The following is a 17,166-nucleotide window of genomic DNA, read 5'->3' on the forward strand; positions in this document are numbered from 1 at the left end:
GGCCGGCATGCCTGGCTGTGTCGGCCCCGCCGTGTCCGCATCACGTGGTCGAACCCATGGAGGGCACAGCGATGGAACATCGGTTGATCAGCGCGATCGAGACAGCGCTCGGATGGAGCGGAGTGGAGGAGCTGGGCAAGGGCTTCGCGCGGGGAAGCACGGACGACCCCGCAGTCCTCTCCCGCCTCCTGAGCCCGAACCGCATGCTCGACATCGCGATGCGCAGGAGTCTCAACCGCCCGCAGTTCCGGTGCTTCCAGAAGGGCGAGGAGGTGCACCCGGCCGTCTACTACACCGACAGCGTCAGCCCTCGGGGCCAGAGCATCCCCATGGTCAACATGCGTAGCCTCGGGAGGCTTCTGCGGGAAGGCGCGACACTCATCCTCGACCAGGCCAACGTCTTCGATCCGACGATGGAGGTCGCGTGCCGGGCACTGCAGTGGTGGTCCCACGAGCGCGTGCAGGTCAACGCGTACCTGACGACGAACGACGCCGCCGGCTTCCCCTTGCACTGGGACGACCACGACGTCGTGATCGTGCAGCTCGCGGGAGAGAAGGAGTGGGAGGTACGCGCGACTTCCCGCGAGGTCCCCATGTATCGGGACTCCGACCCCAACAACACTCCGAGTGACGAGATCATCTGGTCCGGCCTTCTGAAGACCGGTGACGTCATGCACATCCCCCGAGGGCACTGGCACCAGGCGACCCGGACCGGCCGCGGCTCGGGAAAGAGCCTCCACGTCACGTTCGGCATCACCAAACGCACCGGAGCGAGCTGGCTCGCCTGGCTGGCCGACTGGTGCCGCGAACACGAGATCTTCCGGCACGATCTGGACCGCTGGCACGGCCCCGACAGCGAGGCCTTGGCCGAGGCCGCCACAACACTGGTCGGCGAACGCTCTCCGGCCGACTTCCTGGCCGCGTACGAGCAGGAGACGGCGCTGCCCCGCCACGTACCGTTCCTCGACATCCTCGGACCGCTCGACGCCGTCGTATGCACCACCCACTTCCCTCCCCGGGTTCTGGAGAACGGGGAGACCATCGACGTGGTGGCCTCGGGGAAGAAGCTGACCCTCACGGCCAAGGCCCTGCCGGCACTACGGATGCTGCTGAGCGGCAGGCCGGTGCCGCTGGAGCGAGCCGCGGCCGTCGTCGGGGCCGAGGTGATGGAGCTCGCCGAGATCCTGGTGAAGGAGGAGCTGTGCGCAGTGCTGACACCCGAGTTGTCCTCGGGCTACACCGGTCTCGTCACGAACGCCGTCTCCTGACCGGAGCGCTTGATCTCGGTGTCACCACGCTCGACACCAGCGCCAACTACCTCGGTTTCCGCTCGCATCAGGTTCTGGCGCGGACAGCCGCTGATCTACTGCCGAAGTTCACGGTCTCCACGAAGGTCGGATACTTCCCGGGGAGGAACGGCGGGGAGCACTCTCTGGACCCCGCACGGCTGCACGCGGCTTTGGAACAGGCGGCCGAGGATCTCGGACGGGAACCCGACCTGGTGTTCCTTCACAACCCTGAACACTCGCTCCGCGAGGCCACCGTTCGTGGCCGGGACATGCTGGCGCGGGCATGTGCCGCCCTCGACGACGCCAAGGCGAAGGGGCTGTGTGCCGCATGGGGCGTCGCTTCCTGGGATCCATCACCTCTGCCGAACCTGATCGAGCCGACCGCCCCGAGGCCATCGGTCCTCATGGTCCGCGCCGGCCTGCTGGTCGGAGTCAGAACGCTCGATGCCGCCGATGCCCTCATCGGTGCATGGGACATGGGCGGTGGTGCGGTGTGGGGGATGAGCCCCTTCGGAGGCAGCGCCCGCGCCACGGTGTGGGCCAGGATCGACCCGCGCGTCTTCCTGCGGGACGGCAGCCAACTCTCCCGCGTGCAGGCAGCCTTTCGGACCTCCTATCACCTTCCGCAGGTCGGCTCCGTTGCCGTGGGCACCGACGAACCCGCCCATCTGGGCGAGCTGGTCGGCGCCCTGGCCGACGAGGTCGACGAGCGGGCCATCCAGGAGTACCGAAGGCTCCTTCGTGACCGTGCGTGCGGTCAGCCCGCCTGAAGCTCCTCGATGACTTGCTCGGCCATGCGTCGCGCGGGTTCCAACCGAGGGTCCTCGGGGTGTGCGTACGGCCCGAGCATCTTCGAGCAGGCGAACAACGTCATCAGCTTGCCGTCCCGGCTCTCGAAGTCGCGCCGACGCTCTTGCCGTACGCGATCGGCCAGAGCGGGGACGGCAAGCGAACTCGCCCACAACGAGGCGGAGTCCAGCCCCTGCGGTGCGTTCCCCCAGTCTTCCCAGTCGAAGAGGCTGAACACCGGAGCGGTCATGTTGGCCCAGTTCACGTCCGCGTGGGCCGGCATCCACCGTCGGACGGTCGTATCGAAGTCGCCGGGGAAGACCTCTCGGATGGACTCGGTGACCAGCTTCTGGGTGATGGTGTCGGTGTCCGGCGTGGCGACCCGCCGCGTTTTATGAGTGGCCAGCGCGTCCAGAGAGGCGTTCAACGCCTCCCACCATTCGTTCGACAGCTCTGGGGCTTGACCCAAGATGGCGCTTCCGACGGGAGCGGCAGCCAGGAGGTCCGTCTCGTCGGCCCGCCACATCACCGGTCCCGCCTCGTCCCGCCAGACCACACATCCCTGCCATCTCGGCTGCGCGATGCCTTCCAAACGGGCGGCACACTCGGTGCCGTTCCATCCCTGGTCGGTGAGCTTGTCGAGCAAGCGCCGCTCAACCCGGACCCAGGTATCGCGGTCAGTTCGGGCTCCCACAGACCGGCGCTTGCGCACCACCGTGTCCGGGAGCAAGCGCACCTGAAGAGACCGCGCGACGCGATCAAGAACCTCGTCAACCGGCTGTACGCGGAGATCAACAGCCTGACTCATGGCGACCGAGAGCGTCATGCATGCGACCGTAGCAGCGGGGCGGCGGGTGGCCGTCCGACACGGGAAACCCACGCGTCAAAGCACCCTCGGAACACGCCAAGACGGGTGGCTGCTCTGTCGACTCGTCTCAAGCTCCGCCGGGTCGGGGTTGTCGGATGCCCAGGCGATGTATCCGTCGGGGCGTACCAGTACGGTCGTGTGGCGATCGCTTATCCAATGGGCCACCGTCAGGCAATCCTTGTGGAAGGCGGTGTCGTAGGTCCGGGGGTGATGAGGACGAACCGGCCGGCGCGCAGGGCCTCGTGGAGTCGAGTGTTGCCCGCGAGCGCCACGTCGGGGATGCGCTTGCCGGTGAGCGGGTGGGCGCCGCGCGGGGCGGCGTACACGTAGCCGATTCCGCTGGCCTGGGCCATGACGCGTCGGCGAATCGGGCCGACGTGGGTGAGGACCGTGATCAGCGCCGTGCGCAGCGCCAGGGCCGAGGGGCGACGGGCTATCGCAAGCCGGATGATCCCGCCGCTGCTGCACAGCACGGACCTGCCGACCGGATGGCGCTCGGACTGGTAGGTGTCGAGGAGCGCGGGGTCGACGTGGTCGCGGAGGACGGCGACAAACTTCCACTGTGCGCCCCTGGGCGGCGAAGGCCCGGTCCGGAGCGGTCCTGAGCCCACAACGGTCTCCCGCGGGTCGGCGGCAACGATCTTCGGGTTGCTCTAGAGTCGGGACGACCTTCCCGGTGGCGTCTCGCTGCCGGGATTTCGTGTTCTCCGGGCGGAGTTGGATCTTGCGTAAGGCGCGTCTGCACGACCGGAATTCCGCGGGACCCGCCCCACGCATCGGCTGGGCGGCCCGAGTCCGGGAGGCAGGCGCCCCACTGGCCATCAGGCCCTATCGGCTGCACTTCACCGCCCGCATGCTCTCCTGGACGGGCTCGGCCGTGGCGCCGATCGGCCTGGCCTTCGCGGTCCTCCACATCGGCGGCGGGCCAGGTGCGTTGGGTGCGGTCCTCGCGGCGAGTGTCGTACCGCAGATCCTGCTGCTGCTCGTCGGCGGGGTCGTCGCGGACCGGCTGCCCAGGGATCGGGTCATGGTCGCTGTGGTCGGCCCCGGCTGGGCCCTCGGATGGGACGCGCTGACGTTCGTCGCCTCGGCCCTCCTCTTCTCCCGGATCAGCCTCAAGTCCAAGACGGTGAAGGTCCGTACGGGGTTCACCGCCGATCTGCGCGAGGGGTGGGATGACTTCCGCTCCCGCCGCTGGCTGTGGGTGATGGTCTGCCAGGCCGCCGTGATCGTTCCCGCGTGGCTGGCCGGCTACCCGCTCCTGGGCCCGGTGTACGGACAGCGGGTGCTCGGCGGCGCCGCACCGTGGGGTGTCGTGGTGTCCGGCTTCACCGCCGGGCTGGTGGCCGGGGCGGCGCTCGCCCTGATGTGGAAGCCGCGCCAGGTCGGACTCGTCGTCTGTGCGGGCACTGGCTCGATGGCGGTGCCACTGGCGGCGATGGCGGCGTCCGTGCCGTTGCCCGTGCTCGTGGTCGCCACGGCGGTGGCGGGCACGGGGCTGGCGGTCAGCATGACCGTGTGGTCCTCGCTGGTGCAGGAGAGGATTCCAGCGGACCGGCTGGGCCGGACCCTGTCCTACTCGACGCTCGGGCAGATCCTGCCCGTGCCCTTCGGCTATCTTCTCGCCGGTCCCGCCTCCCACCTGTTCGGGCTCCGCACGACCCTGGCAGCGGGCGCCCAGATCATCACGACCGCCGCCGTCGTGCCGCTGGCCATTGCTCAGGTCCGGGGGCTTGGCCTCGCGCCGGAGACGGCCAAGGATGCCGACGGGGCCGTGTCCGTGGCGCGGGCGGAGAGGTAGAACGCTCGGGCCATCTCGACCGCGTCGGCGAACGCGGCGGCCTGCCGCAAGGTCGGCAGCGTCAGCTTGGGGATGGGGATGAGCGGCGCGTCTCTGTCCGTGTGAGCGGATCCGTGTCGCAGGGGGCGAGGGCCAGGTCCCACTGCGCCCAGACGGTCTTGCCCACCCCCGTCCGCGGCCCCGCGCCCCAGTCGTCCGACAGCGCCTCGACCAGCAACAGCCCGCGCCCGAACTGCTCTTCGTCAGTCGCCGTGCGGGGGCTCGGCCAGCGTTCGCCACGCGGGTCGCTGACCTCGACGCGGAGTGCGGCGGACGTGGTGATGACGCGCAGCCGGATGAGCCGGTCCCGCAGGCTGCCGTGCAGCAGGGCGTTGGTCATCAACTCGCTGACGACAAGGGCAACGTCCTCGGTGAGGTGCGGATACCCCCACTCGGTGACGAGGCGTGCGGCCCGGTGGTGGGCGAGGGGGATGCTGCGGAGGACGGGGACGTAGTCGAGTTGGTCTTCGTGGATGAGGGGGGCGAGGGCGGGGCTGACGTCGGGCATACGAGGACCTCCGGCGGATTCACTGAGTGGCCGATCGGAAGCCGAACGTAGCGACGTTCGATTCCTGGATGCAATCTCTTCGGCGACTATTGTCTCCATCGAGTGACGTACTGTCGGGTATGGGACAGACTTGGCCCGTGACTCGTACCTCGTATCTGGGTAACCGAACGTCAACTGTCCTGGCCCGCAGGCTCGGTAGCGAGCTGCTGCGCCTGCGTGACGCGGCGGGCAAGACCCAACGGCAGGCTGCCGATGTCATCAACGCGACGAACTCGAAGATCGTGAAGATGGAGCAGGGCTGGGTCCCGATGCGGGACCCGGACATCCGCGTGCTCTGCGAGTTCTACGGCCTGGACGATCGCGAAGCCGTGGGTCGGCTACTGGACTTGGCCCGTCTGGACCGCGAGCGCCGCAAGGCGAAGGGCTGGTGGCAGGACTCGCCGCACCCTGGCACGCTCACGGAGTACATCGCGCTGGAGGATGCCGCCAGCCGCCTGCGCACATGGCAAGTCTCCCTGGTTCCCGGCCTGTTCCAGACCGCGGAGTATGCCCGTTCACTCGCGGTCAGTGAGGGCGCTGGGGTCTGGGAGGACCCCGACGAGATCGAGCGCCTGGTGGAGATCCGCATGTGCCGCCAGCAACGCCTGTACGGGGAACGGCCCGTTGAGGTGTACGCAATCGTCTGGGAGGCGGCGCTCCGGCAGTTGATCGGCGGCGCTGGCGTTATGCGCGCGCAACTGGAGCATCTGCTGAAGGTGGCCGAACTACCGAACGTCCGCTTGCAAGTGCTGCCGTTCCGCGCAGGCGGACATCCGTGTCTCCCCACTTCGTTTAGCATCATCTCGTTCATTGAGAGTGAGGCGGTGGACGTCGTTCACGCGGACACCATCAAGTCCGCTGTGTGGTTGGAGAACGAGGCCGACAGTACGGCGTACGGCACCTTCTTCGAGCGCACGGCCCGACTCAGTCTCGCCCAGCGCGATTCGGCCCTGCTGATCGACACCATTCGCAAGGAGATCTGATCTCATGCACAAGTTCGACTTCGTGAAGTCCAGCTACAGCAGCACCGGAGGCGAGTGCGTCGAGGTCGCCCGCAACGTCCCCGACGTCGTAGCCATCCGCGACTCCAAGACCCCCGACGGCCCGCTGCTCCGCCTCACCCCCTGCGCCTGGGCGGAGTTCACCGCGTCACTCGACTGAGGCCGGCGGCAACGCCAAGGCTTCCCGGCCGGATGCCAGAGCAAGCTGTTGGCGTTGCCGTTCGGTCAACTCCGGCCCGTCCAGCGCCGTTCGCGTAGTGCGTGTGACGCCGGGGATCTGCACGTCGGTGAGATCGCCTGGCGTGGAGACACGGCCCGCTACTCGTCTTCCTTGAGCACCTCGATGAGGGCCGACTCTCCGACGTCCGCCGAGCCCAGACACTCTGCCAGATAGGTGGCGAGCCATGCGGCGGCTTCGAGCGACCACTCGGCCAGGCGCATGCGGCAGGTCAGGACGGGCGCGAGCGCGTAGGCGCGAGCACGTAGGCGGGCCCCCGGCGTGAGGCTCTTGCCTGCTGTGCAGGGCACCACGCCTAGCAGAGCTTGTGAGACGTCCGACGTCCATTCCCTGATGGCTCGCAGTGCCCTGGTGCCCGCGCCAGGGTCCGGAAGAGCAATGCCGACGGTGACGTCGGCCTCCGCGCCGGGGTCGGCGAGGGCCAGGACATCGGCGTGCAGAAGAGTGCCGTAGCAGGGGCCGATGGGCGCCGTCGCACCGTACGAAAGCGGGGCGAGGACGTGGAGTCCGATCGGTACGGTGGTGCCCAGCCTGTCGAGGGCGCGCAGCAGGACGGCCGCCATGGGCGCGATGGGCAGAGACTGGCCTGGCAAGGAGTGCGCTCCTGCCTGGATCCAGGCCAGTTCATCGGCCCGTGCCGAAGTGGTGAGGTCGGCGCCGCCGACCTCGTACTGCGCCCACCGCTGACCTTCGGGGGGCAGGTGGCCGGAGGCCAGGGGAAAGGACCAACCATAGGCCGCGGCTTGTTTGAACGCCAGCGAGTACAGGTCCTCGGTCGGCTCCGCCAGCCATGGGTGCGACACGTGCCGACCGTGCAGAGCTACGAGCAGTTCTTCGCTCATGGCGTCCACGGGATCATGGCCGGGGGCGCCCTGGCACTCAGATTCCAGCACCGCACCGAAGGTTCTGTGCCGCTGTGGTCAGCTTCCGTGGTGAATCGGCTCCTCCGAGCACATCGACATCGACCACGCTCCGCCATGCCGTGCGGGTAACTCCCCGGCAAGCCTTCCTGGCCGTCGCACGCTTGCCGCTCCCGCCACCCGACAACACGGTCTTGTTGCCCTTTGCTACCTGCTTCCACTGACCGTCAGCGCCTTTGGCCTGAAGCCAGACGGTCAAAGAAGCCCTTACGCCGGGTTTGGCGGCATACCCGGACCGCCCCATCCACCAGCCATGCGCAGCAGCTTCGGGCAGACCGGTCGAGCGCGACACATGGACATGGTCGGCCATGGTAGTGAAGATGCCGACGTCACTGACTCCAGACGGGACTTCGGGTGCCGGAGCTGCGGCAACGGTGACGACCATTGTCGCCAAGACCAGTGCTGCTCCTGCGGTGCGACAGGGCATGGACACTCCGAACTCGCTGTGGAACGACCACCGCATGGTGTCGGACTGCTCGGCTCAGCTCAAGACAAGCTGCTCGCTTCCCACTCAAAAGGCGGAACTGGTCGGCGATTCTAAGCCCCTGAAGGTTCCTCGTGTGCCCTTAGCGTGAAGGAGAGTTCGATACAGGAAGAGCGATCTGGAGCGGACGCCGCCAGCGGGCAGGCGTCCCCCGGCCAGGTCCCGTCAACTCCCGCCCGTCCAACGGTCCAACGCCGCTTCGAGCCCTGCCGGGGCGGGGGTGTTCGACGCCCAGGCGATGTATCCGTCGGGGCGGACCAGCACCGTGGTGCGGCGGTTGCTTGCCCAACGTTCCACCGACAGGCGGTCGTTGCGGGTGGCCGTGGTGTACGGCTGTGGGGTGATGAGGACGAACCGGCCCGCGCGCAGGGACTCGTAGAGTCGGCCGCCGTTCGCGAGCGCTACGTCGGGGGCGCGCCTGCCGGTCAGTGGGTGGGTGTCGCGTGGGGCGGCGTACGCGTAGCCGATTCCGCTGACCTGGGCCATGACGCGTCGGCGGATCGGGCCGACGTGGTTGAGGACGGCGGTCAGCGCGGTGCGCAGCGCCCTGGTCCAGGGGCGGCGGGCCATCGCGAGCCGGATGATCCCGCCGCTGCTGCGCAGCACGGACCTGCCGACCGGGTGACGCTCGGACTGGTAGGTGTCGAGGAGCGCGGGGTCGGCGTGGCCGCGCAGGACGGCGGCGAGCTTCCACGAGAGGTTCGCGGCGTCCTGGAGGCCGGTGTTCATGCCCTGCCCGCCCGCCGGGGTGTGCACATGCGCGGCGTCCCCGGCGAGGAAGACACGGCCGACGCGGTACGCGGGCGCCTGGCGCTCGTCGCTGTGGAAGCGGGACATCCAGCGCGCGTCCCGCATGCCGTAGTCATGGCCGAACGCGCGGCGGGCGATCTCGCGGACCTCCTCCAGGTCGAGCGGTGTGCTGTCGGGGACGTCGCGGTCACGGCGCCAGCCGATGAACCGGTAGTAGCCGTCGCCGAAGGGCGCGAAGAACGCGAAGGCGTCACCGACCGCGCGGGCGGTCAGCGTCTGCGCGGGCTCCTCGTCCAGCCGGACGTCGGCGAGGACGACGGAGCGGATGACGGACCTGCCCGGGAAAGGCTGGCCGATGGCCTGGCGCACGGCGCTGCGCATCCCGTCGGCACCGACGACGTACGCGGCGCGCAGCTCCGCGCGCTCCCCGTCCGGGCGTCGCACCCGGAGCGTCACGCCGTCGGTGTCCTGGCTCAGCCCGGTGACCTCGGTCTCGGGGACGAACCGCACTCCCGCCTCCCGCGCGCGGCGCTCCAGCGCGCGCTCCACCTCGTACTGCGGCAGGACGAGGAGGTGGTTGAAGCGTGAGGGGAGGGCGTCGAACCGCATATGGAGGGCGCCGAAGAGCCGGATGTCGCTGAGCGTCTCCCCCTTGGCCTCCAGTTCGTCGGCGAGGCCGCGGGCGTCGAGCTGCTCCAGCGTGCGGGCGTGCAGCGCGAAGGCGCGCGAGAGGTTGCTGATCTTGTGGGGGCGCTTGTCGACCAGGGCGACGGCGAGTCCGGCGGTCGCGAGGTCACCGGCGAGGAGGAGCCCGGTGGGGCCGGAGCCGACGACGATCACCTCGGGGGTGGGCGTGGACGTGGCGTCGGTGCTGGAAGCGGGGGTGCGGGGCGTGCCCTTCATGACGGCCTCCTGGGGTCCGCGGCCGTTGGCCAACATCCGTTGACCAACACCTGTTGTCAAGGTAGGACCGCCCCCATCGGCTGTCAACGCTTGTTGGCCTACGTATGTTGGCCTACGCTTGTTGACATGCCCGACAGACCACCGCGCCGCTCCGACGCCACCCGCACCGCGATCCTCGCCGCCGCCCGCGAGCGCTTCGCCTCCGACGGCTACGAGCGCGCCACGATCCGCGCGATCGCCAGGGACGCCCGGATCGATCCGTCCATGGTGATGCGCTACTACGGCTCGAAGGAGGGCCTCTTCGACGCGGTCCTCGACGTCGATCTACACATCCCGGACCCCCGGGAACTGCGCCAACACACCGTCGGCGAGACCCTGGTGGGCCACTTCCTCACCCTCTGGGAGGAGAACAACGACGCGCTCACGGCGATGCTGCGGGTCAGCGTCACCAACCCGGCGGGCGCCGAGCGCCTCCAGCGGATCTTCCGGGACCAGTTGCTGCCGGTCGCCCGGCACATCTGCCCGGACCCGGAGCAGGCGCCCGCCCGCGCCGGGCTCGTCGCGTCGCAGATCCTGGGGATGGCGCTCGCGCGGTACGTACTGAAGCTCCCGGCGGCCGTCGCCCTGGCCCGCGAGGAGGTCGTCGCCTGGCTGGCCCCGACGGTGCGGCGCTACCTCACGGCACCGCACCCGTGACACGCGCCGCTCCACATACACGCGCTCCACATCCACGTACGTATGCGGATGAATACACGCACGTATACGGATGATGTTCGTACGAGCGGGTGAATCAGGCCCGGCGACGAAACACATCGAGGGAGCCCGCGCACCGGACGGTGTGCGGACTCCCTCGACGGACGTGTGTGTCGGGTGTCAGCCCTGCTTGGGCTGCTTGCGCGACTTGTCCAGGAGCATCACGAGACCCGCGATGACCAGGAAGAGGACGATCGGGGCAGCCACGAAGTACCCCAGCGTCTCGGCCAGGCTCAGACCGGGGCCGGGGTCATCGCCGTCGTCGCGGGTCAGCGCGAGCGCGGGAGACGTCATGAGCAGCATCATCAGCGTCGTACCGGCGGCCAGGGCGCCGGCGCGCAGGGCGTTCTTCTTGTCCACGGTGCAAAAGTAGCGAACGCCCGAACGGGCCGCGCGCGCGGGGTACCGCTACGCGGCCTCCGCCTCGCGCGGCACCACGGTCATGGCGTCATCTCCAGTGCCCCAGGGAGCAGGCCTCGCTGGTCAGCGGCGTGAGATCGGCGAGCGGGGGTTCGCTGGTGAGGGGCCCGGCGTCCGGCAGGGGCGGCTCGCTGGTCAGCGGCGCCTCGGTCTGCGCGACCTCCGCGTGGAGATTCCGCGCGACCTCCGCGTGGAGATACGGAGCGATGGACGGTTCCGCTTCGGGTCGGGAGGGGGCCGGGATCGGGAGGGGTGCCGGTGCGGCCACGGGGGCCTCCTAGTCGTCGTACGACGGATGCGGTGCGGGTGCGGGTCCGGACAGGCGCCTACCCAGTGGGCGCGTTCACAGACGTACAGAACTCACAGACGTACAGGACTCACAGACGTACAGGAAGGAACGACGTACGTCTGCCCGCCGCGCGCTCCTTGCGACTTGGCCTCGGTCAACTCCACCGCACAGTGCAACCATTGCACCAGTCAGTGCACCCGTAAGCTGCGCACCGCAGCCGCAATGGAGGAACGGTCATGGGCATGGAGCCGGCGGCAGCGCGTGCGCGTCGCGGGATGCCGGAGAAGCGGCGGGCGATCGCCCAGGCGGCCCGTGCCGTGTTCGGCCGCGAGGGCTACTCGCGGGCCAGTGTGGACACGATCGCCGTCGAGGCCGGGGTCTCCAAGCGGACCGTCTACAACCACTTCACCGACAAGGAACAGCTCTTCCAGGCCGTCGCGTTGGAGGGCGCCGAGCAGGTCACCGAGGCCGTCGGGGAGATCCTCGAACGCCATCTGCGCAAGATCGTCGATGTGCGGGAGGACCTCATCGCCTTCGGCCTGGAACGGGTCGCGGCCGTCACGGCGTTCCCCGACCACTTCGCGCTGGTGCGCACCATCGAGGCGGAGGTCACGCGTATCCCGCCCGTCGTGCTGGAGGCGTGGAAGGAGGTCGGGCCGCTGTCCTCGCACAAGAAGCTCGCGCCGTATCTGCGCCGGATCGCCGACCGCGGTCTGCTCGTCCTCGACGACGCCGAGCGCGCCGCCAACCACTTCAACCTGCTGACCATCACGGACGTGAACCAGCGGACGTTCTACGGCGCCCTCCCGCTGCCGGAGTCCGAGACCGCCGACATCGTGATCGACGGAGTGGACACCTTCCTGCGCCTCTACGGCACCGGGGCGACCAAGGCCTGACGTACCCCGGCGGGTCGCGGTCCGCCGCCCGCGCGTGAACCGGCGGCTTCACCCGGGGCGATAGACGGGGTGTGAGACTGTTCCGCCCCATGGGGGGCCACCGGGAGAAGGACACGGACGCGGCCCTGTTGCGGGCCGTCGCGGACGGGGACGCGGCGGCCATGGCCACGTTGTACGACCGGCACGCGGGGTGGCTGCACGCGCGGCTCACCCGGCGCTGCGCCGATCCCGAGGTGGTACGGGACGTCCTCCAGGACACCTTCGTGACGGTGTGGCGCTCGGCGGCGGCGCATCGCGGCGCGGAGGCCGGGGGCTGGCTGTGGACCATCGCGGCGCGGCGCCTGATCGACGCGCGCCGCGCGCGGGAACGCGCCGCTCGGGTCGAGACGGCCTCGATGGACGCCACGCGGGTCGAGCACGACCCCGTGGTGGCCGCGCCGTCCGCGGAGGAACGGGTGCTCGCGGGGCTGGAGTTCGGCGACGTGGGCACCGCCCTCGACCGGATCTCCCCCGAACTGCGCGACGTACTGCGCGCGACCGTCGTCGACGGGCTGACCACCCGGGAGACCGCCCGGCTGCTCGGCATCCCCGAGGGCACGGTCAAGACCCGCGCCCGCCGCGCCCGCGCCGAACTGCGCGCCGCGCTCGCCCAGTTGAGCCCGACCCCGCTGGGAGGCCCGGCATGACCCGCTGGCACGCATCCGACGACCTGGTCACGCGCTACGCGGACGGCTCGCTGCCGGAGCCGGACGCGTGGTCGCTGGAGAAGCACCTGGAGAGCTGCGGCGGTTGCGCGGCACGCGTGTCGCGGGCGGTACGGGCGACGACGGCGAGCGCGGTCCTGGCGGACGTACGGACGGCGATCCTGGAGGCGGCCCCCACGGCCCCTGTAGCCCCCGCGGCCCCCGTAGCCCACGCGGCGCCCGCGACCCCCGCAGCACCCACCGCCTCCCCGACGCTCGCGTCCAAGGCGCGCCTCGCCCGCCTCCTCTGGGCCGCCGGGCCCGCCGTCCGCGGGGCCTGGCTGCCCGCCGTCCTGCTCGTGGCCGTCGGCGCGATCGCGCTCGCGTACGGGGGCGGATTCGCGGGGGCCCGGCCCCTGTTGCTGGCCGTCGCGCCCGTCGTACCCGTGGCCGGGGTCGCCCTCTCCTACGGCGCGCACGCCGACCCGCTGCACGAGATCGCCGCCGCCACCCCCTCCGGCGGGCTGCGGCTGGTCCTGACGCGCACGACCGCCGTACTGGCCGTGAGCCTCCCGCTGCTGACCCTCACCGGGCTGCTGCTGCCCGCCTCGGGCGCGCCGAGTGCCGCCGCCTGGCTGCTGCCGGGGCTCGCGCTGACGCTCGCCTCGCTGGCCCTGGCCTCGTACGTCGGCTGCCGTATCGCGACGGCCGTCATCGGGGGCGGCTGGCTGTGCGCCGTCCTGGCCCCGCCGCTCGCCGACCCCGGCGCGAACCTGACGGCCCGTCTCGCCGCGCAGGTCTCCCGCTGTCTCGACGGCGCCTCGGCCCAGGGCGGCTGGGCGCTCGCGGCCGGGCTCTGCGCCGCTCTGCTGGCCGCCCGCCGCCCCGCCTACGACCGCCTGGAGCAGCGGTGACCCCGATCGAGCACCACCCACGTACGGGAGAAGCAGTGAGCACGATACGAGTGACCGGTCTGCGGGTACGGCATCGCAGGACCCTCGCCCTGGACGGGGTCGACCTCGCCTTCGGTCCGGGTGTGCACGGCCTGCTCGGTCCCAACGGCGCGGGCAAGACCTCCCTGATCCGCGTCCTCGCCACGGTCGCCGAACCGGACGGCGGGCGCGTGGAGATCCTCGGCAAGGACATCGCCGACCGCGGGCGGCGCGGCAGGGTGCGCCGTCATCTGGGCTATCTGCCGCAGGAGTTCGGCTACTACCCCGGCTTCACGGTGCGCGAGTTCGTCGCCTATGTCGCCTGGCTGAAGGAGCTGCCCGCCGCCGGGACCGACGCCGCCGTCGAACGGGCCGTGGCCCGGGTGGGCCTCGCCGACCGCATCGACGCGAAGGTCAGGACGCTGTCCGGCGGCATGGTCCGGCGCGTCGGGATCGCCCAGGCCATCGTCAACGACCCGCGCGTGCTGCTGCTCGACGAGCCGACCGCCGGGCTCGACCCCGAACAGCGCGTGGAGTTCCGCGAGTTGCTGCGCGAGCTGGGCATGACCACCGCCGTGATCGTCTCCACCCATCTGGTGGAGGACGTGGCCTCCGCCTGTACGGAGGTCACCCTGCTCGAACGGGGCCGGGTCGCCTACCGGGGCACGCCCGCCGCGCTCGCCGCGCTCGGCGCGTCCACGGGCGCGCGCGGGGACAGCCCCCTGGAGCGCGGTTACACGGCGGCGCTGGGCGCCCATCGCGGCCCGGGAAGGTGACGCGATGACCCTCCTGACCAAGAAGCGAGCGCACCCCACCCGGCGGCGACAGCGCCCCACCGCCCCACGCACCCCGCGCCACCCCCTGCGGGCCGAGGCCCTCCACGGCTTCGGCCCGTGGGCCGGGGCCGCCCTCCTGCTCACCTGCTCCGTCCTGCTGGCGGGCGCGTCCGCGCGCTGGCAGGGCGGCTGGGCGGAGACCGGCGCGGAGCTGCACAACGTGCTGCTGATCGGCGTGCCCCTCGCGGCGGCCATCGGCTGTCTCCAGGGCGGGCGGGAGCACCGGCGCCGTACCGAGGAGCTGTGGCGGACGGCCGTACGCGGCCCGCTCGCGCGGTTCCTGGCCTCCGCCCTGCCCGTCGCGCTCTGGGTGGCCGCCGGGTACGTCCTCGCGGCGGCCGGGGCCCTGCTCGCCACCTGGCCGTACGCGCGCGGCGACCGGCCGCACCTCGCCCTGCTGCCCGCGGACACGGTGGTGCTCGCGGCGAGCGCGGTGGCCGGGCATGTGGTGGGGCGGCTGACGGCCTGGCGGCCGATGGCTCCCCTGCTGGCGATCGCCGGGTACGTCGCGCTGGGCATCCCTAGCGCGACGCCCGATCCGGGTGCCAAGGGCCAGCTCAACCCCGCCTTCCCGGTCCCGGACGCGGTGGACCCGGTCTGGTGGCAGCCGGTGGCGATGGCGGTCTGGGGGGCGGGGCTGGCCGGGACCGCGGTCCTGGCGTACGCCGCCCGGCGCCGGTCCACGGCCCTGCTGCCGCTGGCGGCGGCGACGGTCGCGGGCGCGCTGCTCGTGCACACCGGGGACGGCCTGTGGCACGAGAACCCGCTCGCCCGCCGCCAGGTCTGCGACACCTCCACCACGCCGCAGATCTGTGTGAACGCCCGCTACGGAGAGGTGTTGCCGCAGGTCACCGAGGCGCTCGCGGGTGTCACCGGCCGTCTGGAGGGCGTACGGAACCTGCCCGTGCGCTTCGAGGACCGCGCGGGGGCGCCGCACCACGACGAGGCGGAGCTGCCCATGCTCACACCGCTCGGCCGGCATCTCGTACGGGGTCGGCTCACCGATCCCGAGCGGTACGCGTGGGAGGCCGTGTCCGCGCTGACGAGGCGCGGCGACTGCACGCGGACGGACGCGCGCACGGAGCGGGCGGACGACGCCGTCCAGAACTACCTCGCGCCCTCGCCCTCGCAGAAGTACTTCGACGACCTGGCCGCCCAGGGCGACCGGGAGGCCCGCGCCGGTCTGAAGGCCCGACGCGCGGCCCGCGCCGAGCTGGCGTCGATGGGTGACAAGGAGCGCCGCGCCTGGCTGTCGGCGTACTTCGCGTCGACGGGCCGCTGCGACCCGAAGGGGGTGCCGTCCCTGTGACGACCACCGGACCCCTGCTGTACGCACGCTCGCGCGCGCTGCCGGTCACCCTCGCCGCGCTCGCCGGGACCACGGCCTTCGCCGTGTGGGCCGCGCGCCTGCTGGACGCCTATCTGGACCCGGACCGCCGGGTGCCGGTCGTGGCCCTGGCCCCGCTGCTGGCCGCCGCCGTGATCGGCGTGAGCCTGCACACGGACTCCGCCGAGCTGGACCGCACGGCCGTACGCCCCTGGTGGCCGCGGCGGCTGACCCATCTGCTGGCTCTCACCGCGCTCGCGTCGGCGCTGCTCCCGGTGGCCGTGCTGGGGGAGGCGCACACCTTCGGCCCTCCGGCGATGATCCGCAACACCCTGGGCTGCACGGGGCTCACGGCCGCCGCGGCCGTCCTGCTCGGCGCCCGGCTGAGCTGGCTGCCCGCGTTCGGCTATGTCAGCGCGGTGTATCTGGGCTCCGCCGGGGCGCGGGGCCGCGCGGTCACGGTGTGGGCGTGGCCGATGCAGCCGGGGGCGCAGTCGGGCGCCTGGGCGGCGGCCCTCGTCGCGTTCGCGGTGGGCGGCGCCCTGTACGTGGTGCGCGGGGCGCGCCCGGACGGGCCCCGCGCCTGAGACGCGGGGCCCGTCCGGAATACGCGAAAGCCCGGATCGTCAGGCGGAGATGCCGTCGATCCGGGCCAAGGCGTCGTCCGCGCCGTAGGGCCGCAAGTAGGGCAACCAGCGTGGGTCCCGATGCCCGGTGCCGATGATGCGCCAGGCCAGACCCGTGGGTGGGGCGGGGGTGTGACGGAGCCGCCAGCCGATCTCGAAGAGATGCCGGTCCGCCTTGACGTGATTGCAGCGGCGGCAGGACGCCACCACGTTGTCCCAGACGTGCTGACCACCGCGGCTGCGCGGGATGACGTGGTCGACGCTGGTTGCGACGCCACCGCAGTACATGCACCGGCCTCCGTCGCGGGCGAAGAGCGCGCGCCGGGTGAGAGGGACGGGGCCCCGGTAGGGAACCCGTACGAATCGCTTGAGCCGGACCACGCTGGGTGCGGGGACAGTGACGGTCGCGCTGTGCATATAGGCGCCGGACTCCTCGAGGCATACGGCCTTGTTCTCGAGGACGAGGACGAGCGCGCGGCGGAGCGGTACGACGCCGAGTGGCTCGTACGACGCGTTGAGGACCAGGACATGCGGCACGGATGCCTCCTTGTACGCCGGCGACGCGTGGCTCGCGCCGGGACGATCTGGAGTAAGTCTCCCCTCTTGCCTGGTGGTAGCGCCACCATGTCCCGGTAACGGCCTGGGAGTGTTGTGGAGCACACCAGACACATCCGCCGTCCCCGCGGCCTTGGCTCGGCGGGTGAGCATGGCCTCACCTTCGGGCATCACCCCCCGCTCCCCGGCGATGCACCGTTAGTGTGGTAGCCCTGCCCCG

Annotated in this window: 22 protein-coding genes; 12 read left to right on the forward strand and 10 right to left on the reverse strand. The window is 71.1% G+C overall.

The genetic code is table 11. From position 1 onward, the window contains the following. Positions 1-71 precede the first annotated feature (71 nt). Together ACZ60T_RS22455 and ACZ60T_RS22460 are read left to right on the forward strand one after the other, a co-directional pair. Positions 72-1,268 (forward strand): JmjC domain-containing protein, encoded by a 1,197-nt coding sequence (locus ACZ60T_RS22455; RefSeq protein ID WP_469667460.1) that lies wholly within the window; start codon positions 72-74, stop codon positions 1,266-1,268. After that, the gene (locus ACZ60T_RS22460; protein ID WP_469667461.1) at positions 1,202-2,059 is read left to right on the forward strand and encodes an aldo/keto reductase; all 858 of its coding nucleotides are present in this window, start codon (positions 1,202-1,204) and stop codon (positions 2,057-2,059) included. Before ACZ60T_RS22455 ends, ACZ60T_RS22460 begins: the two co-directional genes overlap by 67 nt. Here the strand turns inward: ACZ60T_RS22460 and ACZ60T_RS22465 are convergent. From ACZ60T_RS22465 to ACZ60T_RS22475, 3 genes are read right to left on the reverse strand one after another with little or no spacing between them, the layout of a single operon-like run. Further along, on the reverse strand, positions 2,047-2,904 hold the full coding sequence (locus ACZ60T_RS22465) for a hypothetical protein (RefSeq protein ID WP_469667462.1): 858 nt from the start codon (positions 2,902-2,904) through the stop codon (positions 2,047-2,049). The two genes, ACZ60T_RS22460 and ACZ60T_RS22465, sit on opposite strands and share 13 nt — an antisense overlap. A 57-nt stretch (positions 2,905-2,961) precedes the next feature. Next, positions 2,962-3,111, reverse strand: a complete 150-nt coding sequence (locus ACZ60T_RS22470; protein WP_469667463.1) for an aromatic-ring hydroxylase C-terminal domain-containing protein — start codon at positions 3,109-3,111, stop codon at positions 2,962-2,964. Between the two features lie 2 nt (positions 3,112-3,113). Continuing rightward, complete coding sequence (locus tag ACZ60T_RS22475) at positions 3,114-3,557, reverse strand: FAD-dependent monooxygenase (RefSeq protein WP_469667464.1); 444 nt, start codon at positions 3,555-3,557, stop codon at positions 3,114-3,116. A gap of 113 nt (positions 3,558-3,670) precedes the next feature. Here ACZ60T_RS22475 and ACZ60T_RS22480 point away from each other — a divergent pair, with 113 nt between their 5' ends. Beyond that, positions 3,671-4,747: an MFS transporter gene (locus ACZ60T_RS22480; RefSeq protein WP_469667465.1), complete on the forward strand. Its 1,077-nt coding sequence runs from the start codon at positions 3,671-3,673 to the stop codon at positions 4,745-4,747. Between the two features lie 61 nt (positions 4,748-4,808). On the opposite strand, the gene ACZ60T_RS22485 is transcribed toward ACZ60T_RS22480, so the two are convergent. Beyond that, positions 4,809-5,294, reverse strand: a complete 486-nt coding sequence (locus ACZ60T_RS22485; protein WP_469667466.1) for an ATP-binding protein — start codon at positions 5,292-5,294, stop codon at positions 4,809-4,811. Between the two features lie 137 nt (positions 5,295-5,431). Here ACZ60T_RS22485 and ACZ60T_RS22490 point away from each other — a divergent pair, with 137 nt between their 5' ends. Together ACZ60T_RS22490 and ACZ60T_RS22495 are read left to right on the forward strand one after the other, a co-directional pair. Then, positions 5,432-6,316: a helix-turn-helix domain-containing protein gene (locus ACZ60T_RS22490; protein ID WP_469667467.1), complete on the forward strand. Its 885-nt coding sequence runs from the start codon at positions 5,432-5,434 to the stop codon at positions 6,314-6,316. A gap of 4 nt (positions 6,317-6,320) precedes the next feature. Beyond that, entirely contained in the window at positions 6,321-6,494 is a 174-nt protein-coding gene (locus tag ACZ60T_RS22495; protein ID WP_469667468.1) for a DUF397 domain-containing protein, read from the forward strand. A gap of 158 nt (positions 6,495-6,652) precedes the next feature. On the opposite strand, the gene ACZ60T_RS22500 is transcribed toward ACZ60T_RS22495, so the two are convergent. The 3 genes from ACZ60T_RS22500 to ACZ60T_RS22510 all read right to left on the reverse strand — a co-directional run bounded on the left by ACZ60T_RS22500 (position 6,653) and on the right by ACZ60T_RS22510 (position 9,629). Then, the gene (locus ACZ60T_RS22500; RefSeq protein WP_469667469.1) at positions 6,653-7,465 is read right to left on the reverse strand and encodes a hypothetical protein; all 813 of its coding nucleotides are present in this window, start codon (positions 7,463-7,465) and stop codon (positions 6,653-6,655) included. Then, a complete protein-coding gene (locus ACZ60T_RS22505; protein ID WP_469667470.1) occupies positions 7,452-7,802 on the reverse strand; it encodes a hypothetical protein in 351 nt (116 codons plus the stop codon). Before ACZ60T_RS22505 ends, ACZ60T_RS22500 begins: the two co-directional genes overlap by 14 nt. 339 nt (positions 7,803-8,141) lie before the next feature. After that, entirely contained in the window at positions 8,142-9,629 is a 1,488-nt protein-coding gene (locus ACZ60T_RS22510) for an FAD-dependent oxidoreductase (protein WP_469667471.1), read from the reverse strand. Positions 9,630-9,755: 126 nt separating this feature from the next. Here ACZ60T_RS22510 and ACZ60T_RS22515 point away from each other — a divergent pair, with 126 nt between their 5' ends. Further along, positions 9,756-10,325 carry a TetR/AcrR family transcriptional regulator gene (locus ACZ60T_RS22515; RefSeq protein WP_469667472.1) on the forward strand — a complete coding sequence of 190 codons (570 nt, stop codon included), beginning with the start codon at positions 9,756-9,758 and terminating at the stop codon, positions 10,323-10,325. Between the two features lie 177 nt (positions 10,326-10,502). Here the strand turns inward: ACZ60T_RS22515 and ACZ60T_RS22520 are convergent, their stop codons facing one another. Both ACZ60T_RS22520 and ACZ60T_RS22525 read right to left on the reverse strand, forming a co-directional pair. Continuing rightward, positions 10,503-10,742: a hypothetical protein gene (locus tag ACZ60T_RS22520; RefSeq protein ID WP_365619107.1), complete on the reverse strand. Its 240-nt coding sequence runs from the start codon at positions 10,740-10,742 to the stop codon at positions 10,503-10,505. An 88-nt stretch (positions 10,743-10,830) separates the two neighbouring features. Continuing rightward, entirely contained in the window at positions 10,831-11,070 is a 240-nt protein-coding gene (locus ACZ60T_RS22525; protein WP_469667473.1) for a hypothetical protein, read from the reverse strand. 257 nt (positions 11,071-11,327) lie between these two features. On the opposite strand from ACZ60T_RS22525, the gene ACZ60T_RS22530 reads away from it, so the two are divergent. The 6 genes from ACZ60T_RS22530 to ACZ60T_RS22555 all read left to right on the forward strand — a co-directional run bounded on the left by ACZ60T_RS22530 (position 11,328) and on the right by ACZ60T_RS22555 (position 16,352). Beyond that, positions 11,328-11,987 carry a TetR/AcrR family transcriptional regulator gene (locus ACZ60T_RS22530; protein WP_469667474.1) on the forward strand — a complete coding sequence of 220 codons (660 nt, stop codon included), beginning with the start codon at positions 11,328-11,330 and terminating at the stop codon, positions 11,985-11,987. 89 nt (positions 11,988-12,076) lie between these two features. After that, positions 12,077-12,673 carry an RNA polymerase sigma factor gene (locus ACZ60T_RS22535; protein ID WP_365619099.1) on the forward strand — a complete coding sequence of 199 codons (597 nt, stop codon included), beginning with the start codon at positions 12,077-12,079 and terminating at the stop codon, positions 12,671-12,673. After that, complete coding sequence (locus ACZ60T_RS22540) at positions 12,670-13,584, forward strand: zf-HC2 domain-containing protein (RefSeq protein ID WP_469667476.1); 915 nt, start codon at positions 12,670-12,672, stop codon at positions 13,582-13,584. The genes ACZ60T_RS22535 and ACZ60T_RS22540 overlap by 4 nt, the downstream gene beginning before the upstream one ends. Before the next feature lie 35 nt (positions 13,585-13,619). Beyond that, positions 13,620-14,378: an ABC transporter ATP-binding protein gene (locus ACZ60T_RS22545; RefSeq protein ID WP_365619093.1), complete on the forward strand. Its 759-nt coding sequence runs from the start codon at positions 13,620-13,622 to the stop codon at positions 14,376-14,378. A 4-nt stretch (positions 14,379-14,382) separates the two neighbouring features. Next, a complete protein-coding gene (locus ACZ60T_RS22550; protein ID WP_469667478.1) occupies positions 14,383-15,747 on the forward strand; it encodes a hypothetical protein in 1,365 nt (454 codons plus the stop codon). After that, on the forward strand, positions 15,744-16,352 hold the full coding sequence (locus ACZ60T_RS22555; RefSeq protein ID WP_469667479.1) for a hypothetical protein: 609 nt from the start codon (positions 15,744-15,746) through the stop codon (positions 16,350-16,352). The genes ACZ60T_RS22550 and ACZ60T_RS22555 overlap by 4 nt, the downstream gene beginning before the upstream one ends. A 39-nt stretch (positions 16,353-16,391) precedes the next feature. On the opposite strand, the gene ACZ60T_RS22560 is transcribed toward ACZ60T_RS22555, so the two are convergent. Further along, a complete protein-coding gene (locus tag ACZ60T_RS22560) occupies positions 16,392-16,928 on the reverse strand; it encodes an HNH endonuclease (RefSeq protein WP_252421498.1) in 537 nt (178 codons plus the stop codon). Between the last annotated feature and the right edge of the window lie 238 nt (positions 16,929-17,166).

The sequence above is a fragment of the Streptomyces sp. NPDC104371 genome (assembly GCF_055583785.1).